The 19,020-nt window shown below is 51.9% G+C and carries 20 protein-coding genes and 1 pseudogene; 12 read left to right on the top strand and 9 right to left on the bottom strand.

The annotated features are described in order from the left end of the window. The first annotated feature begins 62 nt into the window (after nucleotides 1–62). From glmM to L855_RS20805, 3 genes are all read left to right on the top strand, one after another. Nucleotides 63–1,496 carry a phosphoglucosamine mutase gene (gene glmM / locus L855_RS20815; protein ID WP_159790827.1) on the top strand — a complete coding sequence of 478 codons (1,434 nt, stop codon included), beginning with the start codon at nucleotides 63–65 and terminating at the stop codon, nucleotides 1,494–1,496. Nucleotides 1,497–1,650: 154 nt separating this feature from the next. Beyond that, nucleotides 1,651–2,067, top strand: coding sequence for a XisH family protein (locus tag L855_RS20810; RefSeq protein WP_159790826.1), 417 nt, complete (start codon nucleotides 1,651–1,653; stop codon nucleotides 2,065–2,067). Further along, complete coding sequence (locus tag L855_RS20805) at nucleotides 2,055–2,387, top strand: XisI protein (protein WP_159790825.1); 333 nt, start codon at nucleotides 2,055–2,057, stop codon at nucleotides 2,385–2,387. The genes L855_RS20810 and L855_RS20805 overlap by 13 nt, the downstream gene beginning before the upstream one ends. 13 nt (nucleotides 2,388–2,400) lie before the next feature. On the opposite strand, the gene L855_RS20800 is transcribed toward L855_RS20805, so the two are convergent. From L855_RS20800 to L855_RS20780, 5 genes are all read right to left on the bottom strand, one after another. Next, entirely contained in the window at nucleotides 2,401–2,592 is a 192-nt protein-coding gene (locus L855_RS20800; protein WP_309494332.1) for a hypothetical protein, read from the bottom strand. A 101-nt stretch (nucleotides 2,593–2,693) separates the two neighbouring features. Then, on the bottom strand, nucleotides 2,694–4,025 hold the full coding sequence (locus tag L855_RS20795) for a flavin-containing monooxygenase (RefSeq protein ID WP_159790824.1): 1,332 nt from the start codon (nucleotides 4,023–4,025) through the stop codon (nucleotides 2,694–2,696). Between the two features lie 119 nt (nucleotides 4,026–4,144). Further along, a complete protein-coding gene (locus tag L855_RS20790) occupies nucleotides 4,145–4,963 on the bottom strand; it encodes an SDR family NAD(P)-dependent oxidoreductase (protein ID WP_159790823.1) in 819 nt (272 codons plus the stop codon). Between the two features lie 51 nt (nucleotides 4,964–5,014). Further along, on the bottom strand, nucleotides 5,015–5,614 hold the full coding sequence (locus L855_RS20785; RefSeq protein WP_219729971.1) for an SDR family NAD(P)-dependent oxidoreductase: 600 nt from the start codon (nucleotides 5,612–5,614) through the stop codon (nucleotides 5,015–5,017). Then, nucleotides 5,611–6,579, bottom strand: a complete 969-nt coding sequence (locus tag L855_RS20780) for an SDR family NAD(P)-dependent oxidoreductase (protein ID WP_343039348.1) — start codon at nucleotides 6,577–6,579, stop codon at nucleotides 5,611–5,613. The genes L855_RS20785 and L855_RS20780 overlap by 4 nt, the downstream gene beginning before the upstream one ends. A 46-nt stretch (nucleotides 6,580–6,625) precedes the next feature. On the opposite strand from L855_RS20780, the gene L855_RS20775 reads away from it, so the two are divergent. Together L855_RS20775 and L855_RS20770 are read left to right on the top strand one after the other, a co-directional pair. Continuing rightward, complete coding sequence (locus tag L855_RS20775; protein ID WP_246199289.1) at nucleotides 6,626–7,813, top strand: alpha/beta hydrolase; 1,188 nt, start codon at nucleotides 6,626–6,628, stop codon at nucleotides 7,811–7,813. Nucleotides 7,814–7,949: 136 nt separating this feature from the next. Continuing rightward, the gene (locus tag L855_RS20770; protein ID WP_246199283.1) at nucleotides 7,950–9,812 is read left to right on the top strand and encodes an ABC transporter ATP-binding protein; all 1,863 of its coding nucleotides are present in this window, start codon (nucleotides 7,950–7,952) and stop codon (nucleotides 9,810–9,812) included. A gap of 166 nt (nucleotides 9,813–9,978) precedes the next feature. Here L855_RS20770 and larB read toward each other — a convergent pair whose 3' ends face one another. The 3 genes from larB to ispF are packed head-to-tail and all read right to left on the bottom strand — an operon-like array spanning nucleotide 9,979 to nucleotide 13,099. Beyond that, on the bottom strand, nucleotides 9,979–10,761 hold the full coding sequence (gene larB, locus L855_RS20765; protein WP_159790821.1) for a nickel pincer cofactor biosynthesis protein LarB: 783 nt from the start codon (nucleotides 10,759–10,761) through the stop codon (nucleotides 9,979–9,981). A gap of 6 nt (nucleotides 10,762–10,767) precedes the next feature. Continuing rightward, entirely contained in the window at nucleotides 10,768–12,558 is a 1,791-nt protein-coding gene (locus L855_RS20760) for an ABC transporter substrate-binding protein (RefSeq protein WP_159790820.1), read from the bottom strand. Nucleotides 12,559–12,613: 55 nt separating this feature from the next. Further along, nucleotides 12,614–13,099 (bottom strand): 2-C-methyl-D-erythritol 2,4-cyclodiphosphate synthase, encoded by a 486-nt coding sequence (gene ispF / locus L855_RS20755; protein WP_159790819.1) that lies wholly within the window; start codon nucleotides 13,097–13,099, stop codon nucleotides 12,614–12,616. A 251-nt stretch (nucleotides 13,100–13,350) separates the two neighbouring features. On the opposite strand from ispF, the gene L855_RS23005 reads away from it, so the two are divergent. The 3 genes from L855_RS23005 to nblR (L855_RS20740) all read left to right on the top strand — a co-directional run bounded on the left by L855_RS23005 (nucleotide 13,351) and on the right by nblR (L855_RS20740) (nucleotide 14,908). After that, on the top strand, nucleotides 13,351–13,488 hold the full coding sequence (locus L855_RS23005; protein ID WP_425500590.1) for a hypothetical protein: 138 nt from the start codon (nucleotides 13,351–13,353) through the stop codon (nucleotides 13,486–13,488). 194 nt (nucleotides 13,489–13,682) lie between these two features. Next, on the top strand, nucleotides 13,683–14,039 hold the full coding sequence (locus L855_RS20745) for a carbon dioxide-concentrating mechanism protein CcmK (protein WP_159790816.1): 357 nt from the start codon (nucleotides 13,683–13,685) through the stop codon (nucleotides 14,037–14,039). A gap of 149 nt (nucleotides 14,040–14,188) precedes the next feature. Then, entirely contained in the window at nucleotides 14,189–14,908 is a 720-nt protein-coding gene (nblR, locus tag L855_RS20740; RefSeq protein WP_159790818.1) for a response regulator transcription factor NblR, read from the top strand. A 188-nt stretch (nucleotides 14,909–15,096) separates the two neighbouring features. On the opposite strand, the pseudogene L855_RS23000 reads toward nblR (L855_RS20740), so the two are convergent. Next, nucleotides 15,097–17,010 (bottom strand): annotated as a pseudogene (locus L855_RS23000) (transketolase C-terminal domain-containing protein). Between the two features lie 132 nt (nucleotides 17,011–17,142). On the opposite strand from L855_RS23000, the gene L855_RS20730 reads away from it, so the two are divergent. From L855_RS20730 to L855_RS21270, 4 genes are all read left to right on the top strand, one after another. Then, the gene (locus tag L855_RS20730; protein WP_281349551.1) at nucleotides 17,143–17,319 is read left to right on the top strand and encodes a BMC domain-containing protein; all 177 of its coding nucleotides are present in this window, start codon (nucleotides 17,143–17,145) and stop codon (nucleotides 17,317–17,319) included. 193 nt (nucleotides 17,320–17,512) lie between these two features. Beyond that, nucleotides 17,513–17,869: a carbon dioxide-concentrating mechanism protein CcmK gene (locus L855_RS20725; RefSeq protein ID WP_159790816.1), complete on the top strand. Its 357-nt coding sequence runs from the start codon at nucleotides 17,513–17,515 to the stop codon at nucleotides 17,867–17,869. A 147-nt stretch (nucleotides 17,870–18,016) separates the two neighbouring features. After that, nucleotides 18,017–18,736, top strand: coding sequence for a response regulator transcription factor NblR (gene nblR, locus L855_RS20720; protein WP_159790815.1), 720 nt, complete (start codon nucleotides 18,017–18,019; stop codon nucleotides 18,734–18,736). Further along, on the top strand, nucleotides 18,729–18,872 hold the full coding sequence (locus L855_RS21270; protein WP_192925054.1) for a hypothetical protein: 144 nt from the start codon (nucleotides 18,729–18,731) through the stop codon (nucleotides 18,870–18,872). Before nblR (L855_RS20720) ends, L855_RS21270 begins: the two co-directional genes overlap by 8 nt. The last annotated feature ends 148 nt before the right edge of the window (nucleotides 18,873–19,020 follow it).

Genomic DNA, 19,020 nt, shown 5'->3' with positions numbered 1-19,020 from the left:
TACCAGCAAACTTGGGGACGCATCAACCTGTGAGTGTGATTTGTGTGGAGTGATACGGAAATATGGTTATGTCACCTGTGGTTCGCCAAGCCTCAACGTCTTTGGCGGAGATCTCGCCCTTTGCAATCTCTCCCCTGAACCTACCCCCCTCGAAGCTATTTGGAACCGATGGGATTCGCGGTCATGTGGGAGAACTTCTCAACGCCCCCCTGGCCTTGCATGTAGGCTTCTGGGCTGGACAGATGTTTAAAGAACATCATGGACGGGGTGCGATCGCCCTGGGGCAAGATTCCCGCAACTCCAGTAGTATGCTAGCCATGGCCCTGTCAGCGGGACTCACCGCCGCCGGATTAGAGGTTTGGGATCTGGGATTATGTCCCACCCCCTGCGTCGCCTATCTGGCCGCCACCTCCGAGGCCATTGGTGGAGTAATGATTTCCGCTAGCCATAACCCTCCGGCGGATAATGGGATTAAATTCTTCGGGCCAACCGGGGCCAAACTTCCCTCAGACATTCAACAACGCATCGAAGCCGGGATTCGCGGCCAACTCAACCTCAGCGAGAGTAACGCCAGTTGGGGCCGTCATTACCATCGCCCCGAATTAGTCGGAAACTATCTCAACGCCGTTCAAACCCCTCTGGGCATGGACTTACAGGGCATGAGAGTGGTTTTGGATTTAGCCTGGGGGGCCGCCAGTCACGTCGCCCCGCAAGCTTTCGCCGCCTTGGGGGCTGAGGTGATTTGTTTACATGATCGCCCCGACGGCGATCGTATCAACGTCAACTGTGGTTCAACCCATCTCGATCCCCTACGGGCGGCGGTATTAAGCCATAATGCCTGTTTAGGATTTGCCTTTGATGGCGATGCCGATCGCGTCTTAGCGGTTGACGGCCAAGGACGGGCCATTGACGGCGATTATATCCTCTATCTCTGGGGCCAGGCTTTGCGGCAAACGGGACAACTCCCCGATAATCTGATTGTCTCGACGGTGATGGCCAATTTAGGCTTTGAACGGGCCTGGGAAGCCCAAGGAGGCCAACTACTGCGAACCTCCGTTGGCGATCAATATGTTCACGCGGAGATGCAACGAACGGGATCGACTCTCGGCGGCGAACAGTCGGGCCATGTCATTTGTAGTCATTACGGTGTTAGCGGTGATGGCTTGTTGACGGCGTTGCATTTGGCGGCGTTAGTCAAACGCAGTGGAAGCGGTTTATCGGAATTAGTCAACGAGAGTTTCCAAACCTATCCCCAGGTGTTGCAGAATGTGCGCGTCGAGGATCGGGAGTTGCGGTTAAACTGGCAACAGTGTGATCCGCTTCAGCAGGCGATCGCCACCGCTGAGACGGCTATGGGAGATCAAGGCCGTGTCTTGGTTCGGGCCTCGGGAACGGAACCCGTGATTCGCGTCATGGTGGAAGCCGCCACCTCTGAGTTAGTCCATCATTGGACTGATAATCTGGTGTTAGCGGTTCGTCAACATCTTTTGAGTTAAGCAAACTGCAAACAACCTGGGTCGAATACCAGAAACCGGGTTTCTTGGAGAAACTCGGTTTCTTAACTGCATCCTGCACCCCTAGCGATCGGAAAATCATCGTCCGGATGGGTTCCTTTGGCAACATTCAAAGTTTATACTTGAAGCATCCATCATGCCAGCCAGAGATATCTATCATGAACAGGTCAAAACCGCATTGATTCGGGAGGGTTGGACAATTACCGATGACCCCTATGTATTAAGTTTTGGACGTAGCAACTTATTTGTTGATTTAGGGGCTTCTAAATTAGTCTCCGCCGAAAAAGGAAATCAGAAGATTGCCGTAGAAGTCAAAAGTTTTATCGGAAAATCGAAAATCAATGACCTAGAAAATGCCCTAGGTCAATATACATTGTATTATGATATCCTAAAAAGGACTGAGCCAGAACGTCAGTTGTATTTAGCGATTACAGACGATGCGTTTGATGATGTTTTTAAAGAACCCATTGGCGAGGTTTTACTAGAAAATAAACGTCTAAATTTGATTGTCGTTGACCGACGAACAGGAGAGATTCGTCAATGGATAGCCTAGAATATCACCGGATTATCACTGAAATCTTGCAGGAGTACGCCAAAATCCCCTATGCTCATCGTAGCCTAGAGCGAAGGCTGATTATTGGCGAAGATCATAAAAGTTATGCCTTGTTTACCGTTGGACAACTCAATAATAAACAAGTTCATGGTTGTGTTCTCCACTTAGAAATTATCGGCGATAAGGTGTGGATTCACCAAGATGGCTTAGAAGATGGAATCGCCGATGAGTTACTAAACGCGGGTATCCCGCAAGAGAAGATTGTTTTAGGATTCCACCACCCTGATCTTCGACCTTATACGGGGTTTGCGATCGGTTAGGATGGTAAAGTCCCTAACCATCGGGAAATTGCCAACAGGCGATGCGTTCAATCCGGGAACTTCCACAGCGACAGGGTTGGGGTTCCGAAGCCACCCACTCATAACCGCAATCTTGGCAATGATGGAACAGATTGTTACGGTTAGCCCTCTCGATTTTGGCTTTCCAGCTTTCGATATCTTGGGGATTGGGATTTTGAGACATCATAATAGATTAAAATGACAAACGCCTAAATTGACTCGTAGGGGCGAACGGCTGTTCGCCCTGAAATTCGGTATTCAATGCAACACATTAAGCCCTCATTCTCCTCACAACGGCTGATTCTGGAAATTTGGATCTTCCTTGTCCAATTGACGGGCCTTCCACCTCAGCAACCCCCAGGCGAAATCGAGGAGTTTAAGTTGACGAAACACCCGATGAGGGTCAGACAAATGAGTTTCTGGTAACTGCTGTCCCATCGCTTTAAACACCAGTCCCAGGGGAACATCAATCTCATCCTGAAGCTTGAGACAACGGGCAAATCGAGGTCCAAATGCCGCAATCAGAGACCCCACCCCGCCTCGGGCCTGTCCCCAACCTAGATAGGCTAATCCCTTATAATCAGCGAGAAACGAACCGCCATAACATTGAACCGTCGCCCCGCGCACTCGTTGCAATTCTTCGGGTAAAAAGGGATAGGCAACATGATAGCCTGTCGCGCAAACAATTAAGTCAAACTCCTCCCGGCTGCCATCAACAAACTCGACAAATTGACCGTCAAGTTTGCTAACCTCTGGCTTAGGCAAGATGCGACCATGTTTGATATAATAAGGAACTTCGTTATTTAGGGTTGGGTGTTTATCAAAAATACGATGATTCGGTTTGGGTAGGCCATATCGCTCATGTTTGCCAAATGTCAGGCGAATAATGGTATAGGCTAACACCCGCTGAAACCATTGCGGCATCCAACCGCGAATTAAGTCCACAATGGGAAATCCGGCGAAGCTTTTAGGGATAAACCAGACGGATTCGCGCAAACTCAAGACGCTTTTTTCGGCAACTCGGGCGGCTTCGGCAGCGATGTCACAACCAGAGTTGCCACCGCCAATGACTAAGACTCGTTTTCCTCGTAAAATATCGGGTGTTTTGTAGTCTTTGGAATGGATAATGTCCCCGGCAAAGGTTCCCTTAAAGTTTGGAAACCGTTTACACCAGTGATGGCCGTTACAGAGAATAACTCCTTTATAAATGCGTTGTTCGCCGTTGGCAAAGGTAACGTTCCAGAGGTTATCTGCAATGGGGCAAACTAGATTAACCCGGCGTTCGAGTTCAATCTGGGGGCGCAGTTGAAAGTGATCGGCAAAGCTGTTTAAATAGGCTAAGAGTTGTTGGGCACTGGGGAAATCGGGGTAATCTGAGGGCATGGGAAAGTGAGTAAATTGAGTCACTTTCTTCGATGAGATAATATGGGCGCTTTCATACACGCCGTGATACCAATTTCCGCCAATATCGTCGCTGGCATCCACTTGATCATAGGGGATTTTAGCATCTTTTAAGGCTTGGGCAATCCCTAAACCAACAAATCCCGCCCCGATAATTAGCTGTTTGTGGCGAGTGTCGGTGGGAGTGGAGGTTTTAGGTTGAGTTTCGGTACGAACCATAGGGTGATTGGAGGGAACAGGGAACAGGGAACAGGGAACAGGGATAACCCACCCCTAACCCCTCCCAGGAGGGGAGATATGACGTAGGGGCAATCCCTTGTGGTTGCCCGCCTTAAGGGTTAGGGTTTTGCGTTTTGTTTGGGTTTGAAGTAGTCTACGCCCCAGGTGATAATGGGTGGAAAATAGCGTTTGAGTTGATGGAAAACTTGGGCTTTTCCATCGGGGAAGACGTGGAGTTTGTCTTGGGCGATCGCCCGAACCACTGCCTCAATGACTCGCTCAGGATCGGTGGCATCTTTATCAGAAATTCCTGTGGTCTCTTGCGCTAAACTCCCATATTTTTCAGCTTGTAACAGGGGGGTGCGACTAAAATAAGGATAGACCGCCGTTACCTTGACATTGTAGGGTTTGACTTCGTTAAATAGCCCTTCACTAAAGCCGCGCAAGCCGAATTTACTACTGGCATAATGAGCCATCCCCGCCACAGCAATCCAACCGGCTAAGGAGGAGATATTAACGATATGCCCTTGACGACGCTGAATCATATCAGCCACAAACAGGGTACTTAGCCGCATGGGGGCTAACAAATTGACTTGCATTAACCGTTCCCATTTATCCGTAGGAACTTCATCCATGCGTCCGTATAAGCCAATCCCGGCATTGTTAATTAAAATATCAACAGGAACGCCCAAGGCGTTAACCGCATCGTAGAGGGATTGCGATCCAGCGGGTTCAGATAAATCGACTCCCAAACAGGCTAAAACCTTGCCCGTTTTAACCTCTTGTTGAATCGCCTCCGCTTGTTGGCGTAACCTGGCTTCGTCCAAGTCAGCTAGAATTAACTGTCCCCCAGCCTTTAATAATTTGCGGGTAAACTGTTGACCGAATCCACCCGCCGCCCCGGTTAGAACGATCGCAGCGTCTTTAAATTGAGTCATCTTGCAACAACATTAGATTAGCAACACAGCCAAATTTGGCACTATCAAGCGTTAGGTTTTCGGGGCTTGTAACGCTCCCCACAGTAACAGCGGCCAGGGAATAATCAAGTCTGGAATGAGTGTATCACGGTCTCTCAGGGCGGGGAACTGAGCGCCGAGGAGAAAGCGCAGCGATCGCAAGGAAGCGGGACGATTGCCAGCTTGGTCTACCAGTTTATAGCGTCGGGCGAGTTCAGCGACGATCTGCACCTTGCCACTGTAGCCGAGAACCTTGGCATCAGCGGCTAAGGCAGCGATCGCCCGGCCAGTGAGTAAGGGGGTTTCCCAATTGTAGCGATCGCGCATCAGCGTCCGTTGCGGGTCCAATTCTCCCTCAGTCGAGGTATTATCCGCAAAACGGGCGATTTGTTCCGTTCCCACAATCCCCGGCCAAATCGCAATCGAGGCGATATTATCCGGCTTTAACTCCACAGCCATGTCGGCGGCTAGGCGATCGCAAGCCGACTTCCCGGCCCCATAGGCGGCCCCGAAAATATAAGACATTCCCCCCCAGGACGAAATGGTACAAATCAGCCCTCGCTGGCGGCGGTTCATCAGACGGGCCGCGAAAATGCTGCTGACGTAGTGACTGCGTAACCCCACTTGGTTCACCGCATCCCAGAGTTGCGGCCCCTGTTTCCAGAAGGGATCGTAATGAGTGTATCACGGTCTCTCAGGGCGGGGAACTGAGCGCCGAGGAGAAAGCGCAGCGATCGCAAGGAGGCGGGACGATTGCCAGCTTGGTCTACCAGTTTATAGCGTCGGGCCAGTTCGGCGACAATCTGCACTTTACCACTGTAGCGGAGAACCTTGGCATCAGCGGCTAGGGCGGCGATCGCCCGGCCAGTGACATTCCCCCAAAGGGTTAACATCGCTAGCGCGTAGTCGCAGGCAACGGGGTCCAATTCTCCCTCAGCCGAGGTATTATCCGCAAAACGGGCGATTTGTTCCGTTCCCACAATTCCCGGCCAAATCGCAATCGAGGCGATATTATCCGGCTTTAACTCCACAGCCATGTCGGCGGCCAGGCGATCGCAGGCGGACTTCCCGGCCCCATAGGCCGCCCCGAAAAGGTAGGATAGTCCCCCCCAGGAGGAAATGGTACAAATCACCCCTCGCTGGCGGCGTTGCATGAGACGGGCCGCGAAAATGCTGCTGACGTAGTGACTGCGTAACCCCACTTGGTTCACCGCATCCCAGAGTTGCGGCCCCTGTTTCCAGAAGGGATCGCCGTAAGCATCGGCGATGGCTTGTACCCCCGCGAACACGTTGTTAACCAAGAGATCCAGTTGGCCCTCTTGTTCGTTGTCAATGCGATCGAACAGCGATCGCACCTGTTCATCATCACTGTGATCCACTTGAACCGGAACGCAGACACCGCCAGCTTCTTCCACCGCCGCTTGAGTGTCGAGTAAGGTTCCACCAATCTCACGATCTTCGAGATTTGAGCGATCGTAACTGCGGCCGGTAATATAAACCGTCGCCCCCGCTTCCCCCAAGCCGACAGCGATACCTTTTCCTAAGCCCCGTGTTGCCCCAGTGACCAAAGCCACTTTACCCTGAAGATGTTGCACCATAATGCCCGTATTCCCTTAAATTTGCGATAAAGTTGCGATGACTCTAATGTCCCTTGTACCGTGGCTTCTGGCGATTCTCAGCGGTTTAGGACTGTTGTTGAGTCTGGCGATTGTGTTACCGGCCCCCACCATGTTGATCTTGGTGTTTACGGTTGTCACCCCCGAGATTTCGCCTTGGTTGATTGGAGTTCACGCGATCGCCCTGTTGCTGTTGGCCCGTTTGTCTCTCACGGGGGGCGTTGCGATCGCCATCCTTGTTTGTAGTCTACTGGGTTTAAGCCTCAGCCTGCTACCTCTGCTGCAAGTTCCGGCCACCGTGGCCCGGTTCAACGCCGAGATGGAACGAGGATTAGGGTCAGCGTATCTCAAAACCGTCCCTGAACCCAGTCGCCAGGCCATGCGTCGCCAACCGTTACAGCTACTGGATGTCTTTCGCGGGATTCCTCTCCCACCGGTTCGCATTCAACGAGGGATTCCCTTCGCCGAACCCGATGACGTACCTCTGAAACTCAATCTCTATCGGCCGGAAGCGGTGGGGCAATATCCCACGGTTATCATCATTTATGGTGGGGCCTGGCGACAGGGAACCCCCGATAATGATGAATGGTTTAGCCGTTATCTCGCCAGTCGCGGCTATACGGTGGTGGCCATTGATTACCGCCACGCACCTGAGTATCAATTTCCGGCCCAATTAGAGGATGTCAAAACGGCGATTCGCTTTGTCTGCGATCGCGCAGACGAGTTCGAGGTGGATGGCGATCGCATGGCGTTGATGGGGCGATCGTCCGGCGGTCATTTGGCCATGTTAGCCGCCTACGACCCCGATTCAATTCCCATTCGCGGGCTAATTAACTACTACGCCCCCGTAAATTTAACCAACGGTTATTACGATTTACCCAGTCCCGATCCTCTAGGAATCCAAAATATTTTACGAGACTTTCTCGGCGGCACTCCCGAAGAACTCCCGGACTTATATGAGCGCGCCTCCCCCTGGCATCTCGTTGCCCCCAATTTACCGCCATCTCTCCTCATATATGGTCAACGAGATCATTTAGTTCAAGCCAAATTTGGACGTAACCTTCAAGAGAAATTATTAAGCTTTGACAATCGTTCAATCTTCCTAGAAATTCCCTGGGCAGAACACGCCTTTGATGCCGTCTATTTTGGCATTAGTAATCAAATCGCCCTCTATTACACCGAACGTTTCCTAGCCCATACCCTATCAAACCCGTAAAACCCAAGAATGAGAAACCCGGTTTCTGGTATTCGACCCAAGTTCACCCAATAGATGCCATATTTTGATAAGCTAGTCCCAGGGGAAGGGCGCGCATTTGCGGTTCGCCCCGACAGACCCCGATTTTGGATGAACCTTGTCTAAACGCCGCAACCGCCAACTGGATCAGCCTCCCCTCAAAACACCGCAAAAATCCCCAAAAACGCGGTTTTTTAATGTTCTTGCCAATACCCCCAAACTGGTCAAATTGGTTTGGCAAGCTGAACCCGGCTATCTGCTTCTCTCAGTCGTTATCACCCTAGTTCGGGGTTTAATTCCCGTTACCGAACTCTATATCACCAAACTGGTGGTGGATGAAGTGGTGGCCAATATCGGGCAACTCGAAGCCGCTGGCTTGACGATTTTAGGATTAGTCGCCCTACGATTTGCCATTAGTTTCCTATCAGAAGTTTCCAACCAAGTCAATAGTTATAGCCTACAAGTTCTTAAAGATCGCTTTTCTATTCACGCCAATGGGGTTCTCATTCAGCAAGCCATTCGTCTGGATTTATCCCATTACGAATTACCTGAATTTCATGATACCCTCAGCCGCGCTCAACAAAGTGGCAGTGACTATCCTGTTCGCATTTTAGGAACCTTAACCGGGTTACTGGGGCAATTGGTGAGTTTTTTCAGTTCTATTGCCCTCTTGTTGCGATTTAGTCCCTGGGTGATGCTGTTATTACTGGTTACGTCCATTCCCGCACTTTGGGCTAGCGTTAAGTATTCTGGGCGGCGCTTTTGGCTGTCGCGATCGCAAACTCAAGCGGGCCGACGGGCAGATTATCTGCAACGAGTCTTAACCCAAAATGCCTTCGCCAAAGAAGTGCGTTTATTTCGCTTAGGGGACTATCTCCTCCAACAATGGGCCGCCATTCGTCGCCGTTTTAACAATGAATCGGCTTTCCTCGCCCGCCGCTTTGCTACAGTCCGGGGATTAGCGGGAACCGTCGCCAACTTAGGCTACTATAGCGCCTATGGTTGGACGATTGTGCGGGCGGTTCAGGGAACCATTAGCATCGGAGATTTTACCATGTATTCTGGGGCGTTTGCCCAAGCCCAAAGTGTCTTGCAGCAGATTTTACAAAGTATCGCCCAAACCTATGAATACAACCTTTATGTTTCCCAATATTTTGAGTTTTTAGACTTAGCCCCCAAAGTCGTGGATCCCCCCGAACCTAAACCCTTTCCCAACCCCATTCGTCAGGGATTAGAATTACGCAATGTCAGTTTTACCTATCCAGGGGCCAGCGAACCCACCCTAGAAAACCTCAATTTAACGGTGAAGCCGGGGGAAAGTATCGCCCTGGTGGGGGTGAATGGGGCGGGAAAAACGACCTTATTGAAGCTGGTGACGCGACTGTATGATCCCAGTGAGGGAGAAATTACCGTCGATGGCGTTCCCCTCTCGGAAATCGCCTTGCAGGAGTTACGCCGCAACATTGGCGTGATTTTCCAGGATTTCGCCCGCTATAGTCTCACTGCCCAGGATAATATCGGCTTTGGGGATTTGTCGCGGCGGGATGATCTCGGCCAGATTGATGCCGCTGCGGCCGCTGGAGGGGCAACGGAGGTGATTGAGGGCTTAGATAAAGGCTATGAGACGATTTTGGGGAAAATCTTTGCCGGGGGAACCGATTTATCGGGGGGACAATGGCAGAAAATTGGTATGGCCCGGGCCTTTATGAGTTCGGCGCCGATCTTGATTTTGGATGAACCGACGGCCGCCTTGGATGCGATCGCCGAGTCAGAGTTATTTAGTCGCTTCCGTCGCCTCACGGAAGGACGGATGACGTTTTTTGTCAGTCACCGCTTTTCGACGGTTCGCATGGCCGATCGCATTGTGGTTTTGGAAAACCATCGTATTATCGAGGTGGGGTCTCATGCAGAACTGTTAGAGAAACGTGGCCTTTATGCCAAGATGTTTCATCTGCAAGCGTCAAGTTATTTGGAAGGATAAGGATAGGGAACAGGGAACAGGGATGTCCCTTGTCCCTTGTCCCTTGTCCCTTGTCCCTTGTCCCTTGTCCCAACAGGGAACAGGGTAGGATGCGTCCCGACATCAGTTCGGTTTGTCACCGAGACGCATCGGTTTCAACTTGCCGGAACGCATCGCTTTTATGGGGTTAATGGGGCATTTTGCGGGTTAGGGTTTCCCCAGTCCGTAGGATTTGTCCGGCCAGCATGGCCCCACCAAAGCCGTTGTCGATATTCACTACCCCGATTCCTGTAGCGCAGGAGTTTAACATGGTGAGGAGGGGGGCTAAACCGCCGAAACTGGCCCCATAGCCGATGCTAGTGGGAACAGCGATAACCGGCGCATCGACTAATCCGGCGACGACACTGGGTAAGGCCCCTTCCATCCCCGCCACCACAATTAAGACATGGGCCCGTTTCAATAGATGCTGGTTGCTGAGGAGGCGATGGATTCCCGCCACTCCCACATCCCAGAGGCGAAACACCTCAAAGCCACAGAGTTCAGCGGTGACGGCGGCTTCTTCGGCCACTGGGAGATCGGCGGTTCCGGCGCTGACAATACCGATGGTTCCCCGATACTCGATAGGAAGGGGATCAGGGGCGATCGCACAAATGCGGGCTTCGGGATAGTAACGCACCTCTCGCAGGCGATCGCGAATCAGACGATAGATGTCTGGGGCAATCCGCGTCGCCATCACCACCGATTGGCGATCGCCCATGGCCATCATAATCCGCACAATCTGGTCTGGGGTTTTATCCTGTCCCCAAATCACTTCGGGAAAGCCAGTTCTCTCCCGCCGTTGCTGATCAATCTTGGCAAACTCACCCACTGGCTCGTAGCCTATTTCTTGGATTTTGTCAAGCGCAAAGTCCGGCGGGACTTCCCCCCTCGCTACCGCCTGTAGGAGTGTTTGCAAGGCTTCTGAGTCCATCCCCACCTAGTCCTCAATCGTCAGTTCAGGTAGGTTCCAGAACACCCCACCAATTGCCGAATACTGAGTTCCTTGAATTGTATTGCGTACCGCCGCCATCGACAGGGGATTGACTAGATAGATAAACGGCAGATTTTCCTGGACTAAAATCTGGGCTTGTCCATAAATTTCTTTGCGTTCCTCATCCCCAAAAACCTGGGCCCCTTGGATATAGAGGGATTCGATTTCTCGCTCCCAATCTTCCACCACTCGTCCTTCTAGGGGGGGATCATCGCGATTTTGATTAAAACTATGTAAACGACCATCGACGGCAAAGATGGTCAAATTTCCATGGGGTTCAACTCCTCCCGTAAAGCCAATCAAATGGCACTCCCAGTCGAGAGTATTATTGAGTCGATTGACCAAGTTATTAAAGTCAATGGGGGTGAAATTAACCTGAATGCCAATCTGGCTTAAATCTTGGCGAATTTGCGCCCCAATCGCTTCCCGAGTCTGGTTTCCAGCATTGGTAATCAGTTCAAACTGCACCCGGTTCCCGTCCTCATCCAATAAACGGCCGCGAGCGTCATATTGGAAACCGGCTTCTAGCAAGAGTTCCCGCGCTTTATCCAAATCATATTCGTAGGTGGGGAGTCCTTCATCCGGGGAGAGATAATAGGGACTTTGAATCGAAATCGGTGAATTTTGCGGTTCTCCCAAGCCCCGATAAATACTATTGATCATCGTCTCGCGATCAATCGCATGGGCTACCGCTTGACGAAAGGCCAGGGTATTAAACCATTTGGATTTAATCGGGTCAACTAAAGGACGGCCGTTGGGATTTTGACCTCGGTTAAGGTTAAAGGAAATAAACGTTGTTCCCATCTGTGGGCCGTCTTCATAAATGGTGAAGTTACCCCGTTCTTCTTCTTGTTTCAAGAGAGAAAAATAGGGAGGATTAACGGTAATCGAACTCAAGCCCCCAGACCGAAATTGTAACAATTGGGTATCTTGATTTTCCACCACTTGCCAGACGACACTGCGAATATGGGGTCTGGGGGTTCCGTCGTCGTCTTCATTCCAATAATAGGGATTCCGTTCAAAGCGAACCCGTTGACCGGGTGCATATTGACTTAAACGATAGGGACCATTACTAATAATCTCTTGAGGAGGGGTATTGGTTCCCCACATAGTATTAAAACGGGGTTCTCCCTCCTCATTCACATCCTCAACCGCCGGACGCAAAATATGTTCCGGGAGAATTGGCGATCCCAAGGTTCTCAGAATTGGGGAAAAGGGTTCAGGAAGGAGAACTTCAATACGGCGATCGTCCAATTTTTGGATGGTGGGAAACTCCCCACTCTCGCCAACTCGCAATACATCACGGGTTGAACTGGGAATGCGGCGGTTAAAGTAAATGTCGTTGAAGGTAAAGACTACATCATCGGCGGTTAGGGGTTCTCCATCAGACCAGCGTAATCCTTCCCGTAGGGTAAACACCAGCCGCAGGTTATCCTCCGAGGTTTCCCAAGACTCCGCCAATTCAGGAATCACCTCCGCCGTCACCCCATCGGAGGTTACCAGTCCGTCATAAATATAGGAAAAGACGTTGGGGGACTCCTGACTTAACGCCGCGTTGAAGGTTTTGGGATCACTAAGTTGTCCCAGAATAATCTGACTCCCATCGGCTGCGCGAACCCGGAACTGTTCAATCTGACAGCTACTCAATCCTAACAGCAGCACCAGGGCCAGCACCCCCAGGCTGAGGAGGCGACGAAGCGGGTGCAGATGCGGCGAAATGGGAGTTAAGACAAACATAATTAGCAGCAACAATAGACGGGAATCTCTAGGCTAACCGATCGCCGGGGGATGCTTAGGACTCCAGGGCGCTTAGCAATACCACCGCATGGACGGCGATTCCTTCTTCTCGTCCCGTGGGACCGAGGGTTTCGTTGGTGGTGGCTTTAATACCAATGAGTGTGGGGTCTACCTCCAGGGTATCAGCCAGGTTGTCCTGCATATCCTGAAGATGGGGTTTGAGTTTGGGCCGTTCAGCAATGATAACGCTGTCGAGATTGCTAATGGTCCAGCCTTTCTTGTGGATGAGGCGGTTGACTTGTTGCAGGAGGGTGAGACTGTTGGCCCCGCGCCATTGTTCGTCGGTGGGGGGGAAGTAATGGCCAATGTCTCCCAGACTGAGTGCGCCTAGCATGGCATCCATAATGGCATGGGTTAGCACGTCAGCATCACTGTGGCCGTCGAGTCCGCGATCGTGGGGGAGAACTACCCCCCCGAGAATTAGAGGCCGTCCTTCTACTAGACGGTGAATGTCGTAGCCGTTGCCGATGCGAAGCTTCATCTAGGTCAAGAAACTTTACGTTTTTTATCATTCTCGCTTCCAATCGTAACTTGGGCCGGTTCAGTTGTACAGTTGGGTACAGTTAGCTTGTACAATAAGGTAGCCCAATTTAATGCTACGAGGACGCTTTATCTGATGCCCGTTGCCGTCGGTATGATTCAAAGCTTGGGGTTTCCCTCCATTTTAGCGGCAGCTGATGCTTCTAGTTTGCGATCGCCTTTCGCGGTCCAGTTTCAGAAGTCAATGCAGCAATGGAGGCAGGTTTAACTGCCGTTGAAAAAACCTTTGGGGGCAAGATAATTTCTCACTATATTGTCCCCAACCCACCTGAGAATGTCGTGTCTGTTTTGCCAATTGACTATACAGAAACGAGTGAACCCTTCCGATGAATGCGCTCGGTTCCCTTGCCAGGATCATGGGAGATGATCGATAATTCTCCAACTGGGTGAGGTCGGATGACCGGACATCGCTACATTGAGCTTTAAGTAGCTTCAACATGGCGCTGGGATAAAACCGCTTCAAGTAGAAACCTTTTAACTGGGGGTCATGATGCCCCAAACGTGCCAAATTTAGGAGATGAACCGTGACACAGCAGGCAGTAGGATCGATTGAAACTAAAGGATTTCCTGGCGTTATGGCGGCCGCCGACGCGATGGTGAAGGCCGGACGAGTGACGCTTGTGGGCTATATTCGGGTGGGAAGCGCCCGCTTTAACATTAATATCCGTGGGGATGTGTCCGAGGTGAAAACGGCTATGGATGCCGGAATTGCCGCCGTGGAACGGACGTATGGGGCAACGTTAGAGTCTTGGGTGATTATCCCTCGTCCCCATGAGAACATTGTCGCGGTTCTCCCGATTGATTATGGCCCGGATGTGGAAGAGTTCCGGGATGCAGTTAATGGGGGACGCTTACCCCGTTCTCTGTCGAGTGGTTCCTAACTCCATGAGATGAGAGTTGCCCGGCCCGGTGTTCTTGATTAACGCCGGGTTTTCAGTTTTAAGTGGTAGCCGTGATGCCCTGAACCTTTAGACTGTTTGCCAAGGCCGATTCTTCGTTGCCCCGTATCGATCGTTTTCACCTTACTGTTATGGATACTGTCACCCTAGAGTTGCAATCGTCGGTTTTGGTGGTTGAACCGGATACAACCCTGGCTCAACGGATTGCTTTGGATTTACAGGAAGCTGGCTATGAGGTGGCGATCGCCCATGAAGCCAATCATGGTTTACACCAGGTTGAGGAGATGCAGCCGGGGTTGATTGCCATTAACCGTATTCTCCCTGGGAACTCTGGGTTATGGCTGTGTAAGCATCTGCGCAGTATCGGCAATCGCGCGGTGGTGATGATGATGTTAGCCTGTGACACCCTAGAAGACCGTGTGGCCTGCCTCGAAGCGGGGGCCGATGACTATGTGATTAAGCCCTACCGTTCCTATGAATTCCTCAAGATGGTGGCGTTTTATCTCAAGCCAGAACATCCTGATACTAATCAGTTACGCTTCGCTGATCTGTTGTTAGACTTACCCACTCGCCAAGCCTTTCGCGGCGGACGTGCGGGGAATGGTAATGGGGAACGGGCGATCGATTTAACGATGAAGGAGTTTGAACTTCTCAGGTATCTGATGGAACATCCCCGAGAAGTGCTAACCCGTGAACAAATCCTAGAAAATGTCTGGGGTTATGAATTTATGGGCGAATCCAATGTGATTGAAGTCTATATCCGCTATTTACGCCTGAAAATCGAAAATGAAGGGGATAAGCGATTGATTCAGACGGTGCGGGGTGTGGGGTATGTGTTACGGGATGGTTAGAAGAAGGCAATAGGCAATAGGCAATAGGCAATAGGGGTAGGGTGTGTTCCGGCTGGCAAGGGGTTGACCTTGGGCGTTCGATTTGAACTTGCCGGAACGCACCGCTCGCTGGGGGAACACACCCCGGCCCCTCCCGTGGAGGGACCCACCCCGCCCTGACGGGCACCCCTCCCAAGAGGGGAGAGGGGTTAGCGGGCTAGTTCTTTGACTTTGGCGACGATACCGTCAGAGTCAATGCCTTGGTGGGGGAATTGTTCCCAGAGACCGCCACAGCCTTCTTCGTGAGTTCCGAGGAAAGCGAATTTGGGCGAGAAGCCTCGTTCTAATAACCAACTGCCGAAGCGGCTGCCTAAACCGGTGCGGCGGTTGAAGGCTTCTACCACTAAGACCATGGGAGAATTGCCCAACTTGGTCATCATCTCTTCGTCCACAACATTGAGGGTGGGTTTGTTGATTAAGCCCACATCAATGCCCTCTTGCTTGAGGCGTTCAACGGCATCCAAAGCGCGATAGAGGCCTTCTCCGAAGCTGACCACGTAACCGGCGGTTCCTTCGCGGATGACTTCATCTTTACCGGGGGTGAACTCGTAGTTTGCACCGAAAAAGTCGTTGCCGTCGCTGTCGAGGATGTTGGGGACTTTCGAACGGGTGGAGAAGACAAAGCGTAAGCCGGGGTCGCCGAAGACTTTGTTCACCACTGCTGTCATTTGTGCAGCATCGGCGGGGAAGTAGAGGCGGGTTTCATAGCCGTCATCTAAACCATTGTCGGCGAACATATTGTTCAAACCGAAGTGGCAGGTGTTGTCGGCCATGTCGTCAATCCCGGAGTGGGAGAAATGGCAGAGAACGTTGGAGTAGTTCAACCGGGCCATGGTGATTTCTGAGATGCACATCTCTAGAAATGCACTGAAGGTTCCGAAAATCCCCTGTTTACCGGTTTCCATACCGAAGCCGGCGGCGGCGGAGAAGTTGCTGCGCTCCATAATCCCGCCACTGACGTAGATTTCAGGGGCAGCTTCGCGGATGTGGGCTAGGCCACAGGAGCCTTCGAGGTCGCTGTCAACGCAGAGAACACTCTTTTTACGGGTGTCGGCATCCATTCCTGAGAGGATTTTGGCGACGGTTTGACCGAAGACGTTACGGTTGGAGCCGAGTTTGTCCCCTGAACCGAGATAGGTGTTGGGGTTTTTGGGTTTCTCAATCCCTTCGAGGAAGCTAACGGCCGCATCTTGACCGCGAGCTTTGAGGTTCCACTCCCGCCGTAGCTGCCCCTAGTGCAGCACCGGTACCCACCAGCCTTCGATGCCTTCGATGCCGACAGCCATTTTGCGGGTATTGACCACGGCCACAGGACCGGTGGCCGTGATGGCGTCGCACATCCGACCATAGAGGTCGTCGATGTCTTCACCGTCTCCTTCGAGGACGGTTAAGCCATGACCTTTGAGGGTTTGGGCGACGCTGAACCCGGGGAGATAGTCGGAGGGATGACCGGCGATGGTGACATCGTTGTCATCGACGAAGAGTTTAACGTTGAGGTTTTGGGCGACGGCAAAGCGGGCAGCTTCGGCGTCGTTGCCTTCTTGTTGGGAGCCGTCGGAACCCAGACAGCAGACAACTTTGGGCGAGTTGGCGATCGCCACCCCGTTCACATAAGACCACATATGGCCCAGACGACCGGAACTGAACTTAACACCAGGGGTCAGCCCGAGTTCGGGGTGGCCGGGGAGTTTGGCGTGAGCTTCCCGATAGCGCACGAGTTGTTCGGCGGGTAGGTCACCATAGAGGGCCGCCATGAGATATTGGGTGGCCACCCGGTGTCCGGCTTCGTCGAAGAAGATGGGCACAAATCCTTCGGGGCTACCTCGGAAAAAGGCATCGAGGATGGCTACTTCTGGGGCGGTGTCGTAGGGGCCGCCGGTATGACCACCGACACCCCGAGCGGCACCGGTGGCGGTGAAGAAGATGATGGCATCCCGCATCAGTTGGATGTTGGCTTTTAGGGTTGCCCGTTGCTCATCGGTTAGGGTTTTAACCTTGGGGTCTAGTTTTAGGGGTTTGTATGCACCCAAGTCAATGGGAAATTTGGTTTGTGTAGCAGTCATAGGGTAGTTATCCTGTTGAGCAAACTTAGTTAATTGGCGACCCGTGCCGCGACGGGGGCTTCTGATTCGTTGGGGAGCGATGCCCGAGTTAAACCGGAATGCCGGACAAGAAACGGTTGTGGATAGTTTGCGATCGCCTTTCGCGGGCCCGTTTCAGAAGTCAAAGCAGCAATGGAGGCAGGTTTAACTGCCGTTGAAAAGACCTTTGGGGGCAAGATAATATCTCACTATATTGTTCCCAATCCACCTGAGAATATCGTGGCGGTTCTGCCGATTCACTATACGGAAACGAGTGAACCCTTCCGATGAATGCCCTCGGTTGCCTTGCCAGGATCATGGGGGATGATCGATAATTCTCCAACTGGGTGAGGTGAGATGGCCAGACATCGCTACATTGAGCTTTAATCAGCTTCAACATGGCGCTTGGATAAAACCGCTTCAAGTATAAACCTTTAACTGGGGGTAACGATGCCCCAAACGTGCCAAATTTAGGAGATGAACCGTGACACAGCAGGCAGTAGGATCGATTGAAACGAAAGGATTTCCTGGCGTTATGGCGGCCGCCGACGCTATGGTTAAGGCCGGACGAGTGACGCTCGTGGGCTATATCCGGGTGGGAAGCGCCCGCTTTAACATTAATATCCGTGGGGATGTGTCCGAGGTGAAAACGGCGATGGATGCCGGAATTGCTGCCGTGGAACGCACCTATGGGGCGACGTTGGAATCCTGGGTGATTATCCCTCGTCCCCATGAGAACATTGTGGCAGTTCTCCCCATTGATTATGGCCCAGATGTCGAAGAGTTCCGGGATGCTGTGAATGGGGGACGCTTACCCCGTTCCCTCTCCAGTGGTTCCTAACTCCAAAGTGGGAGAGTTGGACGGCCCGGTGTTCTTGCTAACGCCGGGTTTTGAGTTTTGAGTGATGGCCGTGATTCCCGGAACTTCCCAGCCATGGCCAAGGGCGATTCTTGATTGCCCCGTATCGATATTTTTAACCGTACTGTTATGGATACTGTTGCCTTAGAGTTGCAATCGTCGGTGTTAGTGGTTGAACCCGATACAACCTTAGCTCAACGGATTGCCTTGGATTTACAGGAAGCTGGCTATGAGGTGGCGATCGCCCATGAAGCTAATCACGGCTTACACCAGGTTGAGGAAATGCAACCGGGGTTAATTGCCATCAACCGCATTCTGCCAGGAAACTCCGGGTTATGGCTGTGTAAGCATCTCCGCAGCATCGGCAATCGCGCCGTGGTGATGATGATGTTAGCCAGTGATACCCTAGAGGACCGTGTCGCCTGTCTGGAAGCCGGATCGGATGACTATGTGATTAAGCCCTACCGTTCCTATGAGTTTCTCAAGATGGTAGCGTTTTATCTGAAGCCGGAACATCCTGATACCAATCAGTTACGCTTCGCGGATCTGCTATTAGACTTACCCACTCGCCAAGCCTTTCGCGGCGGACGCGCGGGCAATGGCAATGGGGAACGGGCGATCGATTTAACGATGAAGGAGTTTGAACTCCTCAAGTATCTGATGGAACATCCCCGAGAAGTGCTAACCCGTGAACAAATCCTGGAAAATGTCTGGGGGTATGAGTTTATGGGGGAGTCTAATGTGATTGAAGTCTATATCCGCTATTTACGCCTGAAAATCGAAAATGAAGGGGATAAGCGATTGATTCAGACGGTGCGGGGTGTGGGGTATGTGTTACGGGATGGTTAGAAGAAGGGAACAGCGGATCTGGGAACAGCGGATCTGGGAACAGGGAACAGGGAACAGCGGAACAGGGAACAGCGGATCTGGGAACAGGGAACAGGGAACAGCGGAACAGGGAACAGGGAACAGGGAACAGAAATAACGTAGGGGCGTACCTTTATGGTCGCCCTAGGCAATAGGCAATAGGCATAACCCACCCCTGCCCCTCCCAGGAGGGGATGGCAATAGGGGTAGGGTATGTTCCGGCTTGCAATGGTTGTCGGCTTTGAGCGTTCAATTGGAACTTGCCG

This window comes from Sodalinema gerasimenkoae IPPAS B-353, assembly GCF_009846485.1.
GTDB lineage: Bacteria > Cyanobacteriota > Cyanobacteriia > Cyanobacteriales > Geitlerinemataceae > Sodalinema > Sodalinema gerasimenkoae.
The sequence above is the reverse complement of the archived record's forward strand: the minus strand, read 5'-3'. Positions and strand labels throughout refer to the sequence as shown.